This window comes from Streptacidiphilus sp. PAMC 29251, assembly GCF_054208735.2.
The window spans coordinates 3,412,617-3,430,640 of the sequence record NZ_CM135725.2 but is presented as its reverse complement, the minus strand read 5'-3'; the positions used below and the strand labels follow the sequence as shown (position 1 = coordinate 3,430,640).

18 protein-coding genes and 1 pseudogene are annotated in these 18,024 nt (G+C 71.6%); 13 read left to right on the top strand and 6 right to left on the bottom strand.

The window, feature by feature from the left end; all coding sequences use genetic code 11:
- Positions 1–61 precede the first annotated feature (61 nt).
- The 5 genes from ACXKR8_RS16085 to era all read left to right on the top strand — a co-directional run bounded on the left by ACXKR8_RS16085 (position 62) and on the right by era (position 2,833).
- Entirely contained in the window at positions 62–520 is a 459-nt protein-coding gene (locus ACXKR8_RS16085) for a nitroreductase/quinone reductase family protein (RefSeq protein ID WP_458273594.1), read from the top strand.
- Positions 517–873, top strand: a complete 357-nt coding sequence (locus ACXKR8_RS16080) for a cytidine deaminase (RefSeq protein WP_458273593.1) — start codon at positions 517–519, stop codon at positions 871–873. The genes ACXKR8_RS16085 and ACXKR8_RS16080 overlap by 4 nt, the downstream gene beginning before the upstream one ends.
- A 100-nt stretch (positions 874–973) precedes the next feature.
- A complete protein-coding gene (locus tag ACXKR8_RS16075; RefSeq protein ID WP_458273592.1) occupies positions 974–1,132 on the top strand; it encodes a hypothetical protein in 159 nt (52 codons plus the stop codon).
- Between the two features lie 84 nt (positions 1,133–1,216).
- A complete protein-coding gene (locus tag ACXKR8_RS16070) occupies positions 1,217–1,810 on the top strand; it encodes a Uma2 family endonuclease (RefSeq protein WP_458273591.1) in 594 nt (197 codons plus the stop codon).
- A 27-nt stretch (positions 1,811–1,837) separates the two neighbouring features.
- Positions 1,838–2,833 (top strand): GTPase Era, encoded by a 996-nt coding sequence (gene era / locus ACXKR8_RS16065; protein ID WP_458273590.1) that lies wholly within the window; start codon positions 1,838–1,840, stop codon positions 2,831–2,833.
- Positions 2,834–2,885: 52 nt separating this feature from the next.
- Here era and ACXKR8_RS16060 read toward each other — a convergent pair whose 3' ends face one another.
- The gene (locus ACXKR8_RS16060; protein ID WP_458273589.1) at positions 2,886–3,989 is read right to left on the bottom strand and encodes a LacI family DNA-binding transcriptional regulator; all 1,104 of its coding nucleotides are present in this window, start codon (positions 3,987–3,989) and stop codon (positions 2,886–2,888) included.
- A 138-nt stretch (positions 3,990–4,127) separates the two neighbouring features.
- Here ACXKR8_RS16060 and ACXKR8_RS16055 point away from each other — a divergent pair, with 138 nt between their 5' ends.
- The 3 genes from ACXKR8_RS16055 to ACXKR8_RS16045 are packed head-to-tail and all read left to right on the top strand — an operon-like array spanning position 4,128 to position 8,633.
- A complete protein-coding gene (locus ACXKR8_RS16055) occupies positions 4,128–5,402 on the top strand; it encodes an MFS transporter (RefSeq protein ID WP_458273588.1) in 1,275 nt (424 codons plus the stop codon).
- 13 nt (positions 5,403–5,415) lie between these two features.
- Positions 5,416–6,129, top strand: a complete 714-nt coding sequence (locus ACXKR8_RS16050) for an alpha/beta fold hydrolase (protein WP_458273587.1) — start codon at positions 5,416–5,418, stop codon at positions 6,127–6,129.
- Positions 6,130–6,131: 2 nt separating this feature from the next.
- Positions 6,132–8,633, top strand: a complete 2,502-nt coding sequence (locus tag ACXKR8_RS16045; RefSeq protein ID WP_458273586.1) for a beta-glucosidase — start codon at positions 6,132–6,134, stop codon at positions 8,631–8,633.
- 62 nt (positions 8,634–8,695) lie between these two features.
- Here ACXKR8_RS16045 and ACXKR8_RS16040 read toward each other — a convergent pair whose 3' ends face one another.
- Positions 8,696–8,965 carry a protealysin inhibitor emfourin gene (locus tag ACXKR8_RS16040; protein ID WP_458273585.1) on the bottom strand — a complete coding sequence of 90 codons (270 nt, stop codon included), beginning with the start codon at positions 8,963–8,965 and terminating at the stop codon, positions 8,696–8,698.
- 49 nt (positions 8,966–9,014) lie between these two features.
- A pseudogene (locus ACXKR8_RS16035) lies at positions 9,015–10,178 on the bottom strand (M4 family metallopeptidase).
- Between the two features lie 217 nt (positions 10,179–10,395).
- Here ACXKR8_RS16035 and leuA point away from each other — a divergent pair.
- The 4 genes from leuA to ACXKR8_RS16015 all read left to right on the top strand — a co-directional run bounded on the left by leuA (position 10,396) and on the right by ACXKR8_RS16015 (position 14,691).
- Positions 10,396–12,165: a 2-isopropylmalate synthase gene (gene leuA / locus ACXKR8_RS16030; RefSeq protein WP_458273584.1), complete on the top strand. Its 1,770-nt coding sequence runs from the start codon at positions 10,396–10,398 to the stop codon at positions 12,163–12,165.
- Positions 12,166–12,336: 171 nt separating this feature from the next.
- Positions 12,337–12,999 carry a TerB family tellurite resistance protein gene (locus tag ACXKR8_RS16025; RefSeq protein ID WP_458273583.1) on the top strand — a complete coding sequence of 221 codons (663 nt, stop codon included), beginning with the start codon at positions 12,337–12,339 and terminating at the stop codon, positions 12,997–12,999.
- A 61-nt stretch (positions 13,000–13,060) separates the two neighbouring features.
- On the top strand, positions 13,061–13,807 hold the full coding sequence (recO, locus tag ACXKR8_RS16020) for a DNA repair protein RecO (protein ID WP_458273582.1): 747 nt from the start codon (positions 13,061–13,063) through the stop codon (positions 13,805–13,807).
- 50 nt (positions 13,808–13,857) lie between these two features.
- Positions 13,858–14,691 (top strand): isoprenyl transferase, encoded by an 834-nt coding sequence (locus ACXKR8_RS16015; RefSeq protein ID WP_458273581.1) that lies wholly within the window; start codon positions 13,858–13,860, stop codon positions 14,689–14,691.
- A 171-nt stretch (positions 14,692–14,862) separates the two neighbouring features.
- On the opposite strand, the gene ACXKR8_RS16010 is transcribed toward ACXKR8_RS16015, so the two are convergent.
- Positions 14,863–15,279 (bottom strand): Fur family transcriptional regulator, encoded by a 417-nt coding sequence (locus tag ACXKR8_RS16010; protein ID WP_458273580.1) that lies wholly within the window; start codon positions 15,277–15,279, stop codon positions 14,863–14,865.
- 301 nt (positions 15,280–15,580) lie between these two features.
- Between ACXKR8_RS16010 and ACXKR8_RS16005 the strand changes: the two genes are divergently transcribed.
- A complete protein-coding gene (locus ACXKR8_RS16005) occupies positions 15,581–16,969 on the top strand; it encodes a glycine--tRNA ligase (protein WP_458273579.1) in 1,389 nt (462 codons plus the stop codon).
- Between the two features lie 99 nt (positions 16,970–17,068).
- Here the strand turns inward: ACXKR8_RS16005 and ACXKR8_RS16000 are convergent, their stop codons facing one another.
- The gene (locus ACXKR8_RS16000) at positions 17,069–17,479 is read right to left on the bottom strand and encodes a hypothetical protein (RefSeq protein ID WP_458273578.1); all 411 of its coding nucleotides are present in this window, start codon (positions 17,477–17,479) and stop codon (positions 17,069–17,071) included.
- The gene (locus tag ACXKR8_RS15995) at positions 17,476–17,910 is read right to left on the bottom strand and encodes a hypothetical protein (RefSeq protein WP_458273577.1); all 435 of its coding nucleotides are present in this window, start codon (positions 17,908–17,910) and stop codon (positions 17,476–17,478) included. Before ACXKR8_RS15995 ends, ACXKR8_RS16000 begins: the two co-directional genes overlap by 4 nt.
- Between the last annotated feature and the right edge of the window lie 114 nt (positions 17,911–18,024).

Below are 18,024 nucleotides of genomic sequence, written 5' to 3'. Positions count from 1 at the left end.
CACGCTATCGCCGGAACCTGCCAGGATTCACTCCGACCGGTCGAGCGGCGGAGGAGTCCAGGTGACGGAGCAGGAACAGGCCCAGCGGTTGCAGTGGAACCAGCAGATCATCGAGGAGTTCCGGGCGAACCAGGGGGTGGTCGGCGGCCCCTTCGCCGGGGCGACGCTGCTGCTGCTCACCACGCGGGGCGCCCGCAGCGGTGAGCAGCGGACCATGCCGCTGGCGGCGCTTCCGGCGGGGGAGGGACGCTGGGCGGTGTTCGCCGCCAACGGCGGCCGGCCGGCCCGGCCCGGGTGGTACTACAACCTGCTCGCCGACCCGGCGTCGGTGACGGTGGAGATCGGCACGGAGTCCTTCGCGGCGGTGGCCGCCGACGCGGCGGGCGCGGAGCGGGAGCAGCTGTGGGCAACCCAGCTGGCCCGACTGCCCGCGCTGGCGGACTTCCAGGCCACCGCACCGGGGCCGATCCCGGTGGTCGTGCTGACCAGGCAGGACCGGGCCGTATCCTCGGACGCATGAGCGACGACCTGGCGGGAATCGATCCCGAGGACAAGAAGATCATCACGCTGGCGCGTTCGGTGCGGGCCCGCAACGGCGTGGCCGAGGGAGCAGCGGTGCGGGACGAGACCGGGCGCACCTACGTCGCCGGGACGGTCGCCCTGGAGTCGCTGCGCCTCAGCGCGCTGCAGACCGCGGTGGCGATGGCCGTGGCCAGCGGCGCCAAGAGCTTGGAGGCGGCGGCCGTGGTCAGCGCCGCGACACAGGTCGCCACCGCGGACCTCGCCGCCGTCCACGACCTCGGCGGCCCGGGCACCCCGGTCCTCCTGGCCGCCCCCGACGGCGCCCTGCGGTCGACCACCGAAACCGGCTGACCCCGGCCGGTATCGCCCGGGTGTCGAACGAACGTCTTGCCATCCGCCCCGACCCCGCTAGGGTCGGGGCGGACGTTTTGTTCGAGGGAGGGATGCTGCCGTGGGGGGCATAGGTTTCATCGCGGGTGTCCTGTTCGTGCTCATGGGCATGGGCCACTGGCAGGAACACCGCAACCCGGGCTGGCTGGCCGCCTCGATCATCGTCGCCCTCTTCACCTTCTTCGGCGGCCTGGGCGCCCTCTTCAAACGTGGCAAGTAGTGCGCTGTCCTGCGCTCCCTCGTTCGGGTGAGTGATCACCAATCCACCGTGGGTACGCTTGACCTGTCGGCGATGATCCTGCCCATGGGAGCACTAGTGACCGTCGAACCTCACCTCACGTGGCCCGTCCCGCCCGAGCGCGGGTGGATCGCGGACGACCTCGACCAGCTTCCGGACCTGCCTCCGCACACGGAACTGCTCGACGGAAGTCTCGTCTTCATGAGTCCGCAGTCCAACTTCCACGTTTATGCAATCAGGCTGCTGGAGTTCGCTCTGCTCCAGTTCAGGCCTGCGCATCTGGTTGTCATGCAGGAGATGACGGTGACCCTCGGTAAGAGGGATCGGCCGGAACCGGATCTCATGGTGGTCCCGCGTACCGCCGTGGTGAGCGACAAGCAGACCACCTACTCGCCCGAGGGCATCCTGCTCGCCGTCGAGGTGGTGTCCCCGGACTCGGTTCAGCGGGACCGCGAGGTCAAGCCCCGGAAGTACGCCGAGGCCGGCTTCCCGCACTACTGGCGGGTCGAGAACGAGGAGGGCGAACTCGCCGTGCACGTCTTCGAGCGCGGGGTCGCCACCGGCACCTACGCGCCAATGGGGATCCATCGCAAGCGGCTCGCGCTGGAGCTGCCTTTTCCGGTCGACATCGACCTGACCGATCCGCAACGCTGGCTGTGACCATGCTGCTCCCCGGCATGGGGGAGAATGGTCCCTATGAGCTCTCGCCCCACCCAGCAGTCCGCCAAGCCCGCCACTGACTCCGCCGACGCCGCCCCCCAGGGGGCCCGCCCGCACCGGTCGGGCTTCGCCTGCTTCGTCGGGCGTCCCAACGCGGGCAAGTCGACCCTCACCAACGCCCTGGTCGGGATCAAGGTCGCGATCACCTCCGACCGCCCGCAGACCACCCGGCACACCGTCCGCGGCATCGTGCACCGCCCCGACGCGCAGCTGATCCTGGTGGACACCCCCGGTCTGCACAAGCCGCGGACGCTGCTGGGCGAGCGGCTGAACGACGTGGTCAGGGCCACCTGGAACGAGGTCGACGTGATCGGCTTCTGCCTCCCCGCCGACCAGAAGCTCGGCCCGGGCGACAAGTTCATCGCCAAGGAACTGGCCGGGATCAAGCGCACTCCCAAGGTCGCCGTGGTCACCAAGACCGACCTGGTGACCTCCAAGCAGCTGGCCGAGCAGCTGATCGCGATCGCCCAGCTGGGCGCCGAGCTGGGGATCGAGTGGGCCGAGATCGTCCCGGTGTCGGCCACCGGGGACGTCCAGGTGGGGCTGCTGGCGGACCTGCTGGTGCCGATGCTGCCCGAGGGCCCGATGCTCTACCCGGAGGGCGACCTCACCGACGAGCCCGAGCAGATCATGGTCGCGGAGCTGATCCGCGAGGCCGCGCTGGAGGGCGTGCGGGACGAGCTGCCGCACTCGCTGGCCGTGGTGGTCGAGGAGATGCTGCCGCGCGAGGGCCGTCCGGAGGGCAAGCCGCTGCTGGACATCCACGCCAATGTCTACATCGAGCGGCAGAGCCAGAAGGCCATTGTGATCGGCTCCAAGGGCTCCCGGCTGAAGCATGTCGGCACGGTGGCGCGGCAGCAGATCGAGGCGCTGCTGGGCACCCCGGTCTATCTCGACCTGCATGTGAAGGTGGCCAAGGACTGGCAGCGCGACCCCAAGCAGCTGCGCAAGCTGGGCTTCTGACGTCGTGACAGCCGGCGGCTGACGGCCGGTCAGCTGTTCGGCTGACGGCCGCTCAGCTGGAGTCGCGGGTGACGATGTTGGCCGTGCTCAGGTCGTGGATCTCCGGCGGGGTGCCGGGGTTGCGGATCAGCCGGTCGATCAGGTCGGCCAGGATCCGGCCCGAGGGCAGGATCTGCCGGACCGAGGTCAGCCGCGGGCGCAGCAGCCGGGCCAGCATCAGATCGTCCGCGCCGACCAGGGCGACCTCGTCGGGGATGCCGATGCCGGCGTCCTGGAAGGCGCTCATCAGCAGCATCGCGAACTCGTCGTTGTAGCTGAACAGGCCGCTGAGGCCGAGCCCGCGCCAGTCGGCGGCGAGCCGGGCGGCGGCCTGCTCGGTGTAGTCCAGGTCGATCCGCTCGATCCGCACACCTGAGGCGGCTGGGGCGGCTGCGGCGCCTGAGGTACCGGGGAGGGCCTCGGCGAAGGCCGCCGCGGCCGTCCGCGCTCCCTCCAGTCGGGGCAGGCTGAACAGCTCCAGCGAGCGGTCGGTGGGGACCACCACGCCGATGGCGCGGTGGCCGCGTGCCAGTAGATGCTCCGCCGCCGCGGCGCCCACCTGGCTCTGGTCCAGCAGCAGGGCGTGGGTGCCGGGCACCGGCGGGCCGGCCATGGTGATCACCGCCTTGGTCCCCGAGCGTCGCAGCAGCTCGGCGGAGCGGGCGGTGACGGGCGTGCCCAGTCCGGCCAGCACCGCGGTGGGACGCAGCTCGGCCCAGACCCGCGCGGCGGACTCTTCGCCGCCCACCCGGTCGTCACCCGGCCCGGCGGCGCCGCCCTGGCCGTTGTCGCCGTAGATCACCGCGGTGTAGCCGTGGTCCCGCAGCCCGGCCCGCAGCTCGGCGAAGAACTCGCTGAACAGCGGTCCGAAGGTGATCTCGGGTGTGGCCAGCAGCACGATCCCGCTGTGCCCGGCGCGCAGCGCGCGTGCGGCGGCGTGCGGGATGTAGCCCAGCTCGTCGGCGGCGGCGCGGACCCGCTGCCGGGTCTCCTCGCCGACCCGCCCGCCCGCGGTGTCGTTGAGGACGTACGAGACGGTGGCCCGGGAGACGCCCGCCCGGCGGGCGACGTCGGCACTGGTGGGGATGCCGGTGGGGGTGGTCGGTTGCTGAGTCATCGCTTTCGGCATCTTTCCAGACCGAGGGCTGGTGCGGGGCGGGCGGAGGTGTTAAACCTATGGTTACACGAGTCACCACGACACGTGTAACCCTGCTTGTGCGGCGCGCTCCCACCGCACCCGAAGATGGAGGGCAGTGTGGCCCTGTCTCCCGCCACCGAAGCCGCGTCGAGCACCCCGGTCTCCGCCGACGCCGATCCGGACCTGCCAAGACCGGTGCAGCGCGGACTCCTGCCGCTGCTGTTCGCCGGGAACTCGGTGATGTACGCGCTCTACATCGGCGTCGGCGGGATCCTGCTGCCACTGCAGGTCGAGCACATCGCCCCGGACGACAAGGTCACCATGCTGGGCCTGGTCTCGGGGGTGAGCGCGGTCTTCGCGGCCCTGTTCAACCCGGTCGCGGGAGCCCTCTCGGACCGCTCGGGCCGGCGCAACCCGTGGATCCTCACCGGCGGCCTGCTGGCGGTGCCGGTGATGGCGCTGATGGGCGCGGTCAACTCGATCCTGCTGGTCGCCGTGGCCTGGTGCCTCGGCCAGGCCGTCATGAACATCTACCAGGCCGCGATCACCTCGGTCGTCCCGGACCGGATCCCGGCCCGGCGGCGCGGCGCGGCCTCGGCCGCGGTGGGCCTGGGCCTGCCGGTCGGCAGCATCGTCGGGGTGGTCGTCGCCAACGGCTTCGCGGACCACTTCCGCACCGGCTACCTCACCCTGGGGGCGCTGGTCGCGGCGGGCGCGGTGCTCTTCACCGGGCTCAGCCGGGAGCCGAAACCGGCGGTCACCACCCAGCTGCGCGAGTCCGGCGGCTTCAGGGCGCAGCTCGCCGCCTTCGCCGACAGCCTGCGAGCGCACGACTTCCGCTGGGCCTTCGTCGGCCGGGCGCTGCTGGTGCTCGGCTACTTCTCGGTCAGCGGCTACCAGCTCTACATCCTGCAGGACCACATCAGCCTGCCGCACGGGATGTCCCCGGCCGGCGCCGTCGCCGTGCTGACCCCCGTCGCCAGCGTCGCCATGCTGGTCTCCATCGCCGTCTGCGGACCGCTCTCGGACCGGCTGGACGCCCGGAAGGGCTTCGTCGGCGTCTCGGCCGCGGCGGCCGGCTGTGCCATGGTCATCCCCATGGTGAGCCCCACCTTCACCGGGATGGTGGTCTTCGGCGTCGTCAACGGCCTGGCCTTCGGCTGCTACATGGCCGTCGACACCGCGCTGGTCACCCTGGTCCTGCCCAGGGCCGAGGACGCCGCCCGCGACCTGGGTGTGCTGAACATCGCCAACGCGGCCCCGCAGATCGTCGCGCCGTTCGTCGCCTCCGTGGTGGTGAGCCTGGCCGGCTACACGACTTTGTTCCTGGTCGGCGGTGTGCTGAGCATCCTCGGCGCACTGGCCGTCCGTCCCATCCGCAGCGTTCGCTGAAAGGCACCACATCATGAAGCTCAACACCCGCGAGTGGGGCAGCGGCGACCGGGTCGCCCTGCTGGTCCACGGCATCATGTCGGACTCACGGACCTGGCGCCGGGTCGGCCCGGCCCTGGCCGAGCGCGGCTACCGCGTCATCGCGGTGGACCTGCGCGGCCACGGCGCCTCCGGCCGGGGCGAGTACACCCCCGCGCTGTATGCCGACGATTTGGTGGAGACCCTGCCGCAGGGCGCCGAGCTGGCGATCGGCCACTCGCTGGGCGGTCTCACCCTGGTCGGCGCGGTGGACCGGCTGCTCCCGCAGCGGGCCGTCTACTCGGACCCGGCCTGGCAGTTGGGCAAGAGCCGCGGCGCCCAGCCCGGCCCGGGCTTCGACCCGTCCATGTTCGTGGAGTTCGCCGCTATGGCGGACCACGACACCATCGCCGCGATGAACCCGCGCTGGGAAGAGGCCGACATCCAGGTCGAGTTGGCCACCCTGGCCGACTGGGACAGCGCCACCGCGACCGCGCTGGCCCCCTTCGCCGTCGGGGCGGTGCTGCCGGACAAGCCGGTGGTCCCCTCGCTGGTGCAGCTGGCCGACCCGAGCTTCCTCATCGACCCGGAGGACGCGGCGACCCTGCGCGACCGCGGCTTCGAGGTGCGGGCCGTCGCCGGGGCCGGGCACACCATCCACCGGGACGACTTCGACGGCTTCATCACCTCGCTGGAAGGCTGGATCTGACCATGAGCAAGGACGTAGCCAACGATGACCTGCGCGAGGCCGCCGTCGAGGCCGCGCTCGGCAAGCTGGACCTGACCGCGAAGGTGGCGCTGCTGGCCGGCGCCGACATGTGGTCCCTTCCCGCCAACGCGGACATCGGCCTGGGCCGCATGGTGATGTCGGACGGCCCGGCCGGCGTCCGGGGCGAGCACTGGACCCCGGACGACCCGTCCGTCGCCGTCCCCTCGCCGACCGCCCTCGCCGCCACCTGGGATCCGGAGCTGGCCCGCCGGCTCGGCGGCCTGCTGGCCCAGGAGGCCCGCCGCAAGGGCGCGCACGTGGTGCTGGCGCCCACCGTCAACCTGCACCGCAGCCCGCGCGGCGGACGCCACTTCGAGGCCTACTCCGAGGATCCGCTGCTCACCGGCGAGATCGGCGCGGCCCTGGTCGGCGGCGTCCAGGCCGGGGGAGTGGCCACCACCCCCAAGCACTGGGTCGCCAACGACTCCGAGACCGAGCGCTACACCGTGGACGTGCGGGCGGACGAGCGGACCCTGCGCGAGCTCTACCTGGCCCCCTTCGAGGCCATCGTCCGCAAGGCCCGCCCGTGGGGCCTGATGGCCGCCTACAACCGGGTCAACGGCGTCAGCATGAGCGAGAACGACGAGCTCAACAACCGTCTGCTGCGCGAGGAGTGGGGCTTCGACGGGGTCCTGGTCTCGGATTGGACCGGTGCCCGCGACACCGTCCGCGCCGCCCTCGGCGGCCTGGACGTGGCCATGCCGGGCCCGGTCACCGTGTACGGGGAGCACCTGGTCGCCGCCGTCCGCGACGGACGGGTGCCCGAGCAGTCCGTGGACGAGCTGGCCCGCCGGGTGCTGCGGCTGGCCGCCCGGGTCGGCCTGCTGGCGGACGCCCCGGCCGCGGTGCCCGCACCGCCCGCGCAGATCGACGGCGAGGCGCTGGCCCGCGAGGTGGCCGCGCGCTCGTTCACCCTGGTCCGCAATGACGGCATCCTCCCGCTCGACCCCGCCCCCGCCTCGATCGCGCTGATCGGCGCGGCGGCGGCCGAGGCCAGGATCGGCGGCGGGGGCAGCGCCCAGGTCTTCCCGACCCGGGTGGTCAGCCCGCTGGACGGCCTGCGCGCGGCGCTGCCGCCGAGCACCTCGCTCGGCTACGCCCTGGGCGCCGACCCGCGCACCCATGTGCCGCCGCTGGCCTCGCCGTTGAGCGCGGAGCTGATCGGCCGGGACGGCGCCGCGCTGGCCGCGGTACCGCTGCCGGACGGCGGCGTCCGCTGGATCGGTGAGCTGCCGGCCGGTGTCGGCTTCGACGTGCTGGGCTCGGTCCGGGCCACCGGCCGGCTCACCCCGCGGTCCGCCGGCACCCACCGGGTGGCGATCAGGGGCGCCGGACGGTTCCGGCTGGAGGCCCGCGGCGAGCTGCTGTTCGACGGGGTGGTGCAGGTCGAGGGCACCGATCCGGCCGCTGCCTTCCTCAACCCTCCGGAGGCGGTGTTCGAGCTGGAGCTGCCCAGCACCGCGCCGGTCGAGCTGATCCTCACCCACACCCTGCCCGAGGCGTCGGCGTTCGCCGGCTTCGGCTTGGTGTCCTTCGCACTGGGGCACTCCGAGCCGGTCGCCACCGCTGACGAACTGATCGAGGAGGCGGTGGCGCTGGCCGCAGCCGCCGATGTCGCGGTGGTGGTGGTCGCCACCACCGAGGAGGTGGAGAGCGAGGGAGTGGACCGCACCGGCCTGGTCCTGCCCGGCCGGCAGGACGAGCTGGTGGCCAGGGTCGCCGCGGTCAACCCGCGCACCGTGGTGGTGGTCAACGCGGGTGCGCCGGTGCTGATGCCCTGGCGCGAGGAGGTCGCCGCGGTGCTGCTGACCTGGTTCCCGGGGCAGGAGGCCGGGGCCGCTCTCGGCGATGTGCTGCTCGGCCTGGCCGAGCCCGGGGGCCGGCTGCCCACCACCTGGCCGGCCGAGGAGGCGGACTGCCCGGTCTGGGAGGTGGAGACCACCGACGGCGCCCTCGCCTATGCGGAGGGACTGTTCATCGGCTACCCGGCCTGGCAGCGCCGCGGCACCGCGCAGCCCGCCTACTGGTTCGGCCACGGCCTCGGCTACACCGACTGGGAGTACCAAGGGCTGGAGCTGCGGCTGGCCGACGCGGCCGATGCCGCCGGTTCGGGCGGCGGCGAGGACCCCTATGCGGCCCGGGCGGTGGCCGTGGTCCGGGTCCGCAACACCGGGGCCCGGGCCGGGCGGGAGACCGTCCAGGTCTATCTGGCCCCGGACGGCGCCGACCGGACCCGTCCGGACCGGCGGCTGGCCGGCTTCGCGGTGGTGACGGCCGAGCCCGGCGAGGTGGTCGAGGCGCGGGTGGAGCTGCCGCTGCGGGCCTTCCAGACCTGGGGCGACACGGGCTGGACCCTGCGTCCCGGCAGCTACGCGGTGGAGGCCGGCCGCAGCGCCGGGGACCGCAGGCTGGCGGTGGCCTTCGACGTGCCTGTCGAGGGCTGACGGGGGGCAGCCGCCTCGCCCGCCCGGGAGTGCCTTCCCGGACCGGCGAGGCGGCGCGCGCCTCAGCGTCCCTGGGTCAGCACCAGTGAGATCAGGCTCCGCTGACTGTCCGTCAACTGCGGCTCCGCACAGTGGCCGACGCTGCGTTGGTCGACGCTGATCGCATAGTGGAAGCCGTCCGGCACGCCGAAGCCGGGCCTGCGGTCGCAGGAGCCGAGGGCCTCCCTGGCCAGAGCATGGATGTGCGGGGCGTCCGGACGTCCCTCGGTGTCGAGGACGGAGCGGCGCTCGGCGCCGAGGATCCCGCCGGAGCGGGTGACCTGGATACGCATAGTGGCCAGTGTGCACCGTTTAGTAGCGGCGGGAACAGGGGTTGCCTGGTCACATTCGTTCACTTCTGCTCAACTCAGCTCCGGCTCCGACCCCGACCCCGACCTGGGTCCAGGCGTCCCGTACCGCCCGCAGTTCCGCGCCTGCGCCGTAGCGGGCCTGGGCCGCCGCCTCGGTGGCCGCGGCGAAGGCCGCGAAGTCGGCCGAGGCGGCGAGCCGGCCGCCGGTCAGCACGTCGTATTAGATCTGCCCGGCCCGCTCCCAGGCGTGGCCGCCGATCGCGGTCGCGGCCAGGTAGAAGGCGTGGTTGGGGATGCCCGAGTTGAGGTGCACCCCGCCGTTGTCGTCGCTGCTGTCGACATAGCCGGCCATGGTGGCCGGCTGCGGGTCGGTGCCCAGGTCGGGATCGTCGTAGGCGGTGCCCGGCGCCTTCATGGAGCGCAGGGCGACCCCGTGCACGCCGGGCGCGAGCAGCCCCGCGCCGATCAGCCAGTCGGCCTGCGCCGCGGTCTGCCCCAGCGCGTACTGCTTGACCAGTGAGCCGAAGACGTCCGACACCGACTCGTTCAGCGCCCCGGACTGCCCCTGGTAGTCGAGGTTGGCGCTGTACTGGGTCACCCCGTGGGTGAGCTCGTGCCCGATCACGTCCACCGAGACGGTGAAGTCGTTGAAGAGCACCCCGTCGCCGTCGCCGAAGATCATGCGGGAGCCGTTCCAGAAGGCGTTGTCGTACTTCCGCCCGTAGTGGACGGTCGCGTCCAGCGGCAGGCCCCGGCCGTCGATGGAGTGCCGCTGGTAGGCGGCCAGGTAGAAGTCGAAGGTCGCGCCCAGGCCGTCGTAGGCGCGGTCGACGACCAGGTCGGCGACCGCCGCCGCGCCCTCGGTGCGCACGGTGCGGCCGGGCAGCTTCTCGGTGTGGCGGTCGTCGCTGACGGTCCGCTCCGGGGTGTCGGCGAGGGCGTCGGCGGACCGCTCGCGCGCGCTGAGCGACCGCTCGCCGAGCGACCGCCTGCCGCCCGGCGGGGCCAGTACCCGCTGCTCGCGGTGCAGCGCGTCCAGCGCCAGCGAGCGTTCGGCGGCCTCGCGGACGGCGAGGTCCGTGGCGTGCGCGACCAGGTGTTCGAGGATGTGCGGCGGGACGATGCCGCAGAAGGCGGGGGCGGCGGGCTGAGTACTCACCTCACCAAAAGTGACAGAGATCTCACTGCCTGTCATGTCCCTCGTTCGTGGGACGGCGTTGTGGCATCCCACAGGGCTGGGCTAGTGTGGTTCGCATCATGCGTACCGGGCTGCTTCTTCTTAGCTGCCGCGGCGAGGGCCTGTAGTTCACACAAGGCCGACTCCCTCGCCGCGGGGACTCGTGCTGTGCGCTCTCCATATGCCGCAGTTCCGTCGGTCGGGTTTTAGCCCGTACCTACCCGAGGGAGCACCCATGTCAGACACCACCCCCTTCAGCGAGCGGCCCACTCCGATCACCGCGGCCTCGGTCCGCCAACAGCCCTCGAAGATGCCGTTCCAGCGGTACGTACCCTTCGGCACGGTCGACCTGCCGGACCGGACCTGGCCGTCCAAGGTGATCAGCAAGGCCCCGCGCTGGCTGTCCACCGACCTGCGGGACGGCAACCAGGCGCTGATCGACCCGATGTCCCCGGCCCGCAAGCGGGCGATGTTCGACCTGCTGGTGCGGCTGGGCTACAAGGAGATCGAGGTCGGCTTCCCCTCCTCCGGGGCCACCGACTTCGACTTCGTGCGCTCCATCATCGACGAGGGCGCGATCCCCGAGGACGTCACCATCAGCGTGCTGACCCAGGCCCGCGAGGATCTGATCGCCCGCACCGTGGAGTCGCTGGTCGGCGCCCCCCGCGCGACCGTCCACCTCTACAACGCCACCGCGCCGCTGTTCCGCCGGGTGGTCTTCAAGGGCTCCAAGGACGACATCAAGCACATCGCCGTGGACGGCACCCGGCTGGTGATGGAGTACGCCGAGAAGCTGCTGGCCGAGGACACGGTCTTCGGCTACCAGTACTCGCCGGAGATCTTCATCGACACCGAGCTGGACTACGCGCTGGAGGTCTGCGAGGCGGTGATGGACGTCTGGCAGCCCGCCGCGGGCCGCGAGATCATCCTCAACCTGCCGACCACGGTGGAGCGCTGCACCCCCAACGTCTACGCCGACATGATCGAGTGGATGTCGCGCAACCTGTCCCGCCGCGAGTTCGTCGCGCTGTCCACCCACCCCCACAACGACCGGGGCACCGGCGTCGCCTCCGCCGAGCTGGCCGTGATGGCCGGAGCCGACCGGGTCGAGGGCTGCCTGTTCGGGCAGGGTGAGCGAACCGGCAACCTGGACCTGGTCAACGTCGGGATGAACCTGTTCTCGCAGGGCGTCGACCCGATGATCGACTTCTCGGACATCGACGAGATCCGTCGCACGTACGAGTACTGCAACCAGATGGTCGTCCCCGAGCGCCACCCCTACGCCGGCGACCTGGTCTACACCTCCTTCTCCGGCTCGCACCAGGACGCCATCAAGAAGGGCTTCGACGCGCTGGAGGCCGACGCCGCGGCCGCCGGGCACCCGGTCGGCGAGCACACCTGGGGCGTGCCGTACCTGCCGATCGACCCCAAGGACGTCGGCCGCTCCTACGAGGCCGTGATCCGGGTCAACAGCCAGTCCGGCAAGGGCGGCATCGCCTACGTCCTGAAGAACGACCACAAGCTGGACCTGCCGCGCCGGATGCAGATCGAGTTCTCGAAGATCATCCAGGCGAAGACCGAGACCGACGGCGGCGAGGTCACCCCCGCCGCGATCTGGTCCGCCTTCGAGGACGAGTACCTGCCCACCCCGGACGCCCCCTGGGGCCGGATCCAGCTGGGCGCGTACCGGCTGAGCAGCACCCCCGAGGGCAAGGACGCGATCAACGTCCAGGCCACGGTGGACGGCGCCCCGGTCGAGCTGGCCGGGGTGGGCGACGGCCCGCTGGACGCCTTCTTCGTGGCGCTGGCCTCGATCGGCATCGACGCCCGGCTGCTGGACTACGTCGAGCACACCCTGAGCCAGGGCTCCGGCGCCCAGGCGGCCTCCTACTGGGAGTGCGCCGTGGACGGCCAGGTGCTGTGGGGCGTCGGCATCGACACCAGCATCGTGCTGGCCTCCATCAAGGCCGTCGTCAGCGCCGTCAACCGGGCGCAGCGCGGTTGACACCCGCAGTTACAGCACTGGCTCCCCGCCGTCCCGGCGGGGAGCCAGTGTGTTCTCGGCCACAAATTTCTGATCCGTCGGCCGCCCGGGGTACTGACAGGGTGTCACTGCGCATGGCAGCATCGGTGCGACCGACATCGGAGTCGGTCTGCAGTCAGGTGGGAGTGCGCCGTGGCACAGCTGGCAGGTGTCCGAGCCCGGTGGCGTACCGAGGCGCTCGGAGAGTTCTTCTGTCCGGGATGCGGTGGCGACCGCAACTACCGCCGCCAGGGCGGGCGCAGATGGCTGCGGCTGCTCGGACTGCCGGTGCTGCCGCTCGGCGACGCCGGAACCACCCTCCAGTGCACCGCCTGCCGCGAGCGCTACGGCCTGGACGCCCTGGAGCACCCGACCTCCGGCAATCTGCTGGCGATGCTGCGCACCGCGCAGTTCACCATCGTGCTGGCGATGCTGGCCGCCGGCGGGACCGCCCGCAGCGCCCGTGACGCCGCCCTCGGCGTGGTCCACGAGGCCGGCCACAGCGACCTGGACGAACCGCAGATCCTGGCCGCCCTCGGCGCGCTGACGGCGGGCGACGAGGAGTTGGGCGAGCTGTACGGCTGCGGCAGCGGCCTCGCCGTCGAACTCCACACCGCGCTCGAACCGCTGGCCCCGCACCTGGCCGAGCCGGGGCGGGAGCGGCTGCTCACCCAGGGCGCCTGGATCGCCCTCGCCGACGGCCCCTACCGCCCCGCCGAGCAGGAGGCGCTGCGCGCGGCCGGCCGCTGCCTCAAGCTCAGCGCCGGACGGATCGAGGCCACGCTGGTCGCGGCGGCTAGGACCCCGCACTCCTGACCGACCCTGGGTCTGGTTGTCCTGGGTCTGGTTGTCGCCCCCATGGGCGACAATGGCGGGCATGAGTCTGTTCCGCGACGACGGGGTGGTGCTCCGCACCCAGAAGCTGGGCGAGGCGGACCGCATCATCACGCTGCTGACCCGCCAGCACGGCCGGGTCCGCGCCGTCGCCCGCGGGGTGCGTCGCACCAAGTCCAAGTTCGGCGCCCGGCTGGAACCCTTCTCCCATGTCGACGTGCAGTTCTTCTCCCGGGGGGAGGAGCTGGTCGGACGGCATCTGGCGCTGTGCACCCAGGTCGAGACGATCACCCCGTACGGCAGCCGGATCGTCGACGACTACGGCCGCTACACCGCGGCGACCGCGATGCTGGAGACCGCCGAGCGCTTCACCGAGAACGAGGGCGAGCCCGCGGTCCAGCAGTACCTGCTGCTGGTCGGGGCGCTGCGGACGCTCGCCGCCGCCGGGCACGACTCACCGCTGGTCCTGGACGCCTTCCTGCTGCGCTCGCTGTCGGTGAACGGCTACTCTCCGTCGTTCGACGACTGCGCCAAGTGCGGGATGCCGGGCCCCAACCGCTTCTTCTCGGTGCAGACCGGCGGTTCGCTCTGCCCCGACTGCCGGGTTCCCGGCAGTGTCGTACCCTCCCCTGAGACACTGGAACTGCTGGGCGCGCTGCTGTCCGGCGACTGGGAGACGGCGGACGCCGCCGAACCCCGCCACGCCCGGGAGGGCAGCGGCCTGGTCGCGGCCTACCTCCAGTGGCACCTGGAGCGGGGCCTGCGGTCGCTCCGCTATGTGGACCGCTGACCGGCTACCGCTGACCGGTCACCGCTGACCTACGGGAGAACTGAAAGCTCATGGCAACTGCACGACGTGGACTCTTCGGCGGCGCTCGGCAGCGGGAGTACCTCCCCCCGCCGCCGCACCCCAGCGGCGCCAAGCCGCCCAAGATCCCGGGCGAGCTGGTGCCCGAGCACGTCGCCGTGGTCATGGACGGGAACGGCCGCTGGGCCAAGGAGCGCGGGCTGCCCCGTACCGAGGGCCACAAGGTCGGCGAGAGCGTCGTGCTCGACGTCCTCAAGGGCTGCATCGAGCTGGGCGTGAAGAACCTCTCCCTGTACGCCTTCTCCACCGAGAACTGGAAGCGCTCGCCGGAGGAGGTGCGCTTCCTGATGAACTTCAACCGGGACGTGATCCACCGCCGCCGGGACGAGATGAACGAGATGGGCATCCGGATCCGCTGGGCCGGCCGTATGCCCAAGCTGTGGAAGAGCGTGGTGCAGGAGCTCCAGGTCGCGGAGGAGATGACCCGCGACAACGACGCGATGACCCTGTACATGTGCGTCAACTACGGCGGCCGGGCCGAGATCGCGGACGCGGCGGCGGCGCTGGCGGCCGACGTGGCGGCCGGGAAGCTGGACCCCAGGAAGGTCAACGAGAAGACCCTGGCCAAGTACATGTACCACCCCGACATGCCGGACGTGGACCTCTTCATCCGCCCCAGCGGGGAGCAGCGCACCTCCAACTTCCTGCTGTGGCAGTCGGCGTACGCGGAGATGGTGTTCCAGGACGTTCTCTGGCCGGATTTCGACCGTCGAGACCTGTGGCGCGCCTGCGAGGAATTCGCCTCGCGCGACCGGCGCTACGGCGGGGCCCTCCCCAACGAGGTGGTCCTCCCGCAGCAGGGGTGAGCGTCGCGCGGAGGGTCACTCGTCGCGGGTGGTTCCTCACGCAGTTCCCCGCGCCCCCAGCGAACTGCCTGGCTGAGCCACGTCGTACCTCAGGGGCGCGGGGAACTGCGCGAACAGCAACCACCGCCGACGTGTCACCCCCCGCCCGCAGCACCCCCCCGCAGCGGAGGCCTAGTCGCGGGCCGCGCACTCCGCACAGGTGCCGAAGATCTCCAGCGTATGGGCCACGTCCACGAACCCGTTGTCGCGGGCGACCCCCTCCGCCCAGCGTTCGACCGCAGGTCCCTCCACCTCGACCGTCCGCCCGCAGCTGCGGCAGACCAGGTGGTGGTGGTGACCGCTGCTGCACCGTCGGTAGACGGCTTCGCCGTCGTCCGTCCGCAGCACGTCGATCTCGCCGGCGTCGGCGAGCGACTGGAGCGTGCGGTAGACCGTGGTCAGACCGACCGAGTCGCCCCGGTGCTTCAGCAGGTCGTGGAGCTCCTGGGCGCTGCGGAAGTCGTCGACCTCGGTGAGGAGCGAGGCGACGGCCGTCCGCTGCCGGGTGGATCGGGCCGGGGACGACTGGTTCGCTGACGGCGGCGTCACCTTGTGGTCTCCTCGAACTCTCATTGATCCCGAACATCGGCCCGTACCGGTCCCGAACCGGTCTCGTACAGGGGCTCCCGCCGCCATTGTGCCAGCCGGGTGGCGTTTGTCAGCCACCAGCGGCGCGGGCGACACCGCCGCTTCGAACAGATGCGGCGGAATGGATTTGAAACGTCCACCGCCCAGGCCGGTAACCTGAGGTATTCGGTCGCGTCCTCGGCCCCCGTTCGGGCGGCTCTGGCGTGCCCCGCGTGCAATGAAATCCATCACTGACCGCATTCGTCGTACTGAAGAGAGCACTGTGGCCGCCGACAAGATCGACACCATCGTCAGCCTGAGCAAGCGCCGAGGCTTCGTCTACCCCTGCAGCGAGATCTACGGCGGCCAGAAGGCCGCCTGGGACTACGGACCGCTGGGTGTCGAGCTGAAGGAGAACGTCAAGCGGCAGTGGTGGCGCAACATGGTCACCGCCCGTGAGGACGTGGTCGGCCTCGACTCGTCCGTCATCCTCGCCCGCGAGGTCTGGGAGGCCAGCGGCCATGTCGCGACCTTCAGCGACCCGCTGACCGAGTGTGTCTCCTGCCACAAGCGGTACCGGGCCGACCACCTGGAGGAGGCGTACGAGGCCAAGCACGGCCACGTCCCCGCCAACGGGCTCGCTGACATCAACTGTCCCAACTGCGGCAACAAGGGCGGCTTCACCGAGCCCAAGCCGATGTCGGGCATGCTGGAGACCCACCTCGGCGCGTTCAACGCCGGTGACCCGGCGGGCCTGGCGTACCTGCGCCCGGAGACCGCCCAGGGGATCTTCATCAACTTCGCCGCCGTGCAGCAGACCTCGCGCAAGAAGCCGCCGTTCGGCATCGCCCAGACCGGCAAGAGCTTCCGCAACGAGATCACGCCCGGCAACTTCATCTTCCGGACCCGCGAGTTCGAGCAGATGGAGATGGAGTTCTTCGTCAAGCCCGGCGAGGACGAGCAGTGGCACGAGTACTGGCTCCAGGAGCGCTGGAACTGGTACCTCGACCTCGGGCTGCGCGAGGAGAACATGCGCTTCTACGAGCACGCCAAGGAGAAGCTCTCGCACTACTCCAAGCGCACCGTCGACATCGAGTACCGCTTCCAGTTCGGCGGCAACGAGTTCGGCGAGCTCGAGGGCATCGCCAACCGCACCGACTACGACCTGGCGCAGCACTCGGAGCACTCCGGTCAGGATCTCAAGTACTTCGACCAGGAGTCCGGCGAGCGCTGGTTCCCGTACGTGATCGAGCCGGCGGCAGGCGTGAACCGCGCCATGCTGGCGTTCATGCTCGACGCCTACCGCGAGGACGAGGCGCCCAACGCCAAGGGCGTCATGGAGAAGCGCGTCGTGATGCGGCTCGACCCCCGGCTCGCCCCGGTCAAGGTCGCGGTGCTGCCGCTGTCGCGCAACGCCGCGCTCTCGCCGAAGGCCCGCGGCCTGGCCGCTGACCTGCGCAAGCACTGGAACGTCGAGTTCGACGACGCCGGCGCGATCGGCCGCCGCTACCGCCGCCAGGACGAGATCGGCACCCCGTTCTGCATCACCGTCGACTTCGACACCCTCGACGACAACGCGGTGACCGTGCGTGACCGCGACAGCATGGAGCAGCAGCGGATCTCGCTGGACCAGGTCGAGGGCTTCCTCGCCGGGAAGCTCCTGGGCTGCTGAGGCCTGCCCTACGCTGAATCGCGACGCTGAACGCAGCGCGCCGCCGCCCCTTCCTGACCTTCGGAAGGGGCGGCGGCGCGCTGTGCGTTGCGTGCGTGCTTACGGCCGGCGCAGCGCGATCCGGGCGCAGAGCCCGGCCAGCGGCAGCTCGACCAGGAAGGCCAGCCCCAGCGCGGTGGCCAGCGCGGGCCCCGGCGCCGCGGTGGTGCTGTCGAACCAGGCGTCGGTGAGCAGCAGCACGGCGGTCGCGGCGGCGGTGAGGCTGTGCCGCGGGTCGGCGCGGCGCAGCAGCAGTCCGGTGGTGATCAGCCCGGCCGCCTCCAGGGAGTCCAGGCCGACCCAGTTCCACTGCCCGGCAGCGGCCAGCGCGCCGAGCCAGGGCAGCAGCACGGTGCCGAGCCCGACCAGCAGCCAGGGCAGCAGGGGTGCGGGGCGGGCGCGGCCGGTGCCGAGGCCGGTGCCGGTGAGGGTGCTGGTTCTTCCGGTGCCGGGGCTGAGGGCGATGCTCAACGGGACCACCCCGCGCGGACCCGCAACTGCTCGCTCGTACCGTCGCGGTGGGTCGCGGTGACCCGGTCGAAGCAGCCCTCGGCCAGGGCGATCCAGAACGCTCCGGCGCTGGCGGCGGGCTCGGCGGCGTACCGGGCCCGGTGCCGCTGGGTGAGGACCACGTCCGGGGGGATCCCGTCGGGTGGCAGATGGCCCCAGGCGAGCACCGAGGACCGGCCCTCGTGCTCGGTCCTGCGGGCGCCGCGCAGCAGGTCCGCGGCCAGCGGCTGGGCCACCAGCACGTCCAGCAGCAGGCCGGCGTTGTAGACCTCCAGGGCCACCCGGCCCCGGGTGCCCTGTCCGAAGCGGACGGACCAGGGGGAGCCCAGCAGCGGCAGGCCGTCGTGGTCGGAGTGGAGATCGGGAGCAGGTGTCGGATACTGCATGGTCATCAGGATTCCTCCCCAAGCTGTGCGTTTCCTGCACAGGGCCTTGCAGCAACCAGTCGGCTGCCCGCAGTAACCAGCTTCCCGAAACGCGCCGGACGAGTCGGTAGTGCACAGAAC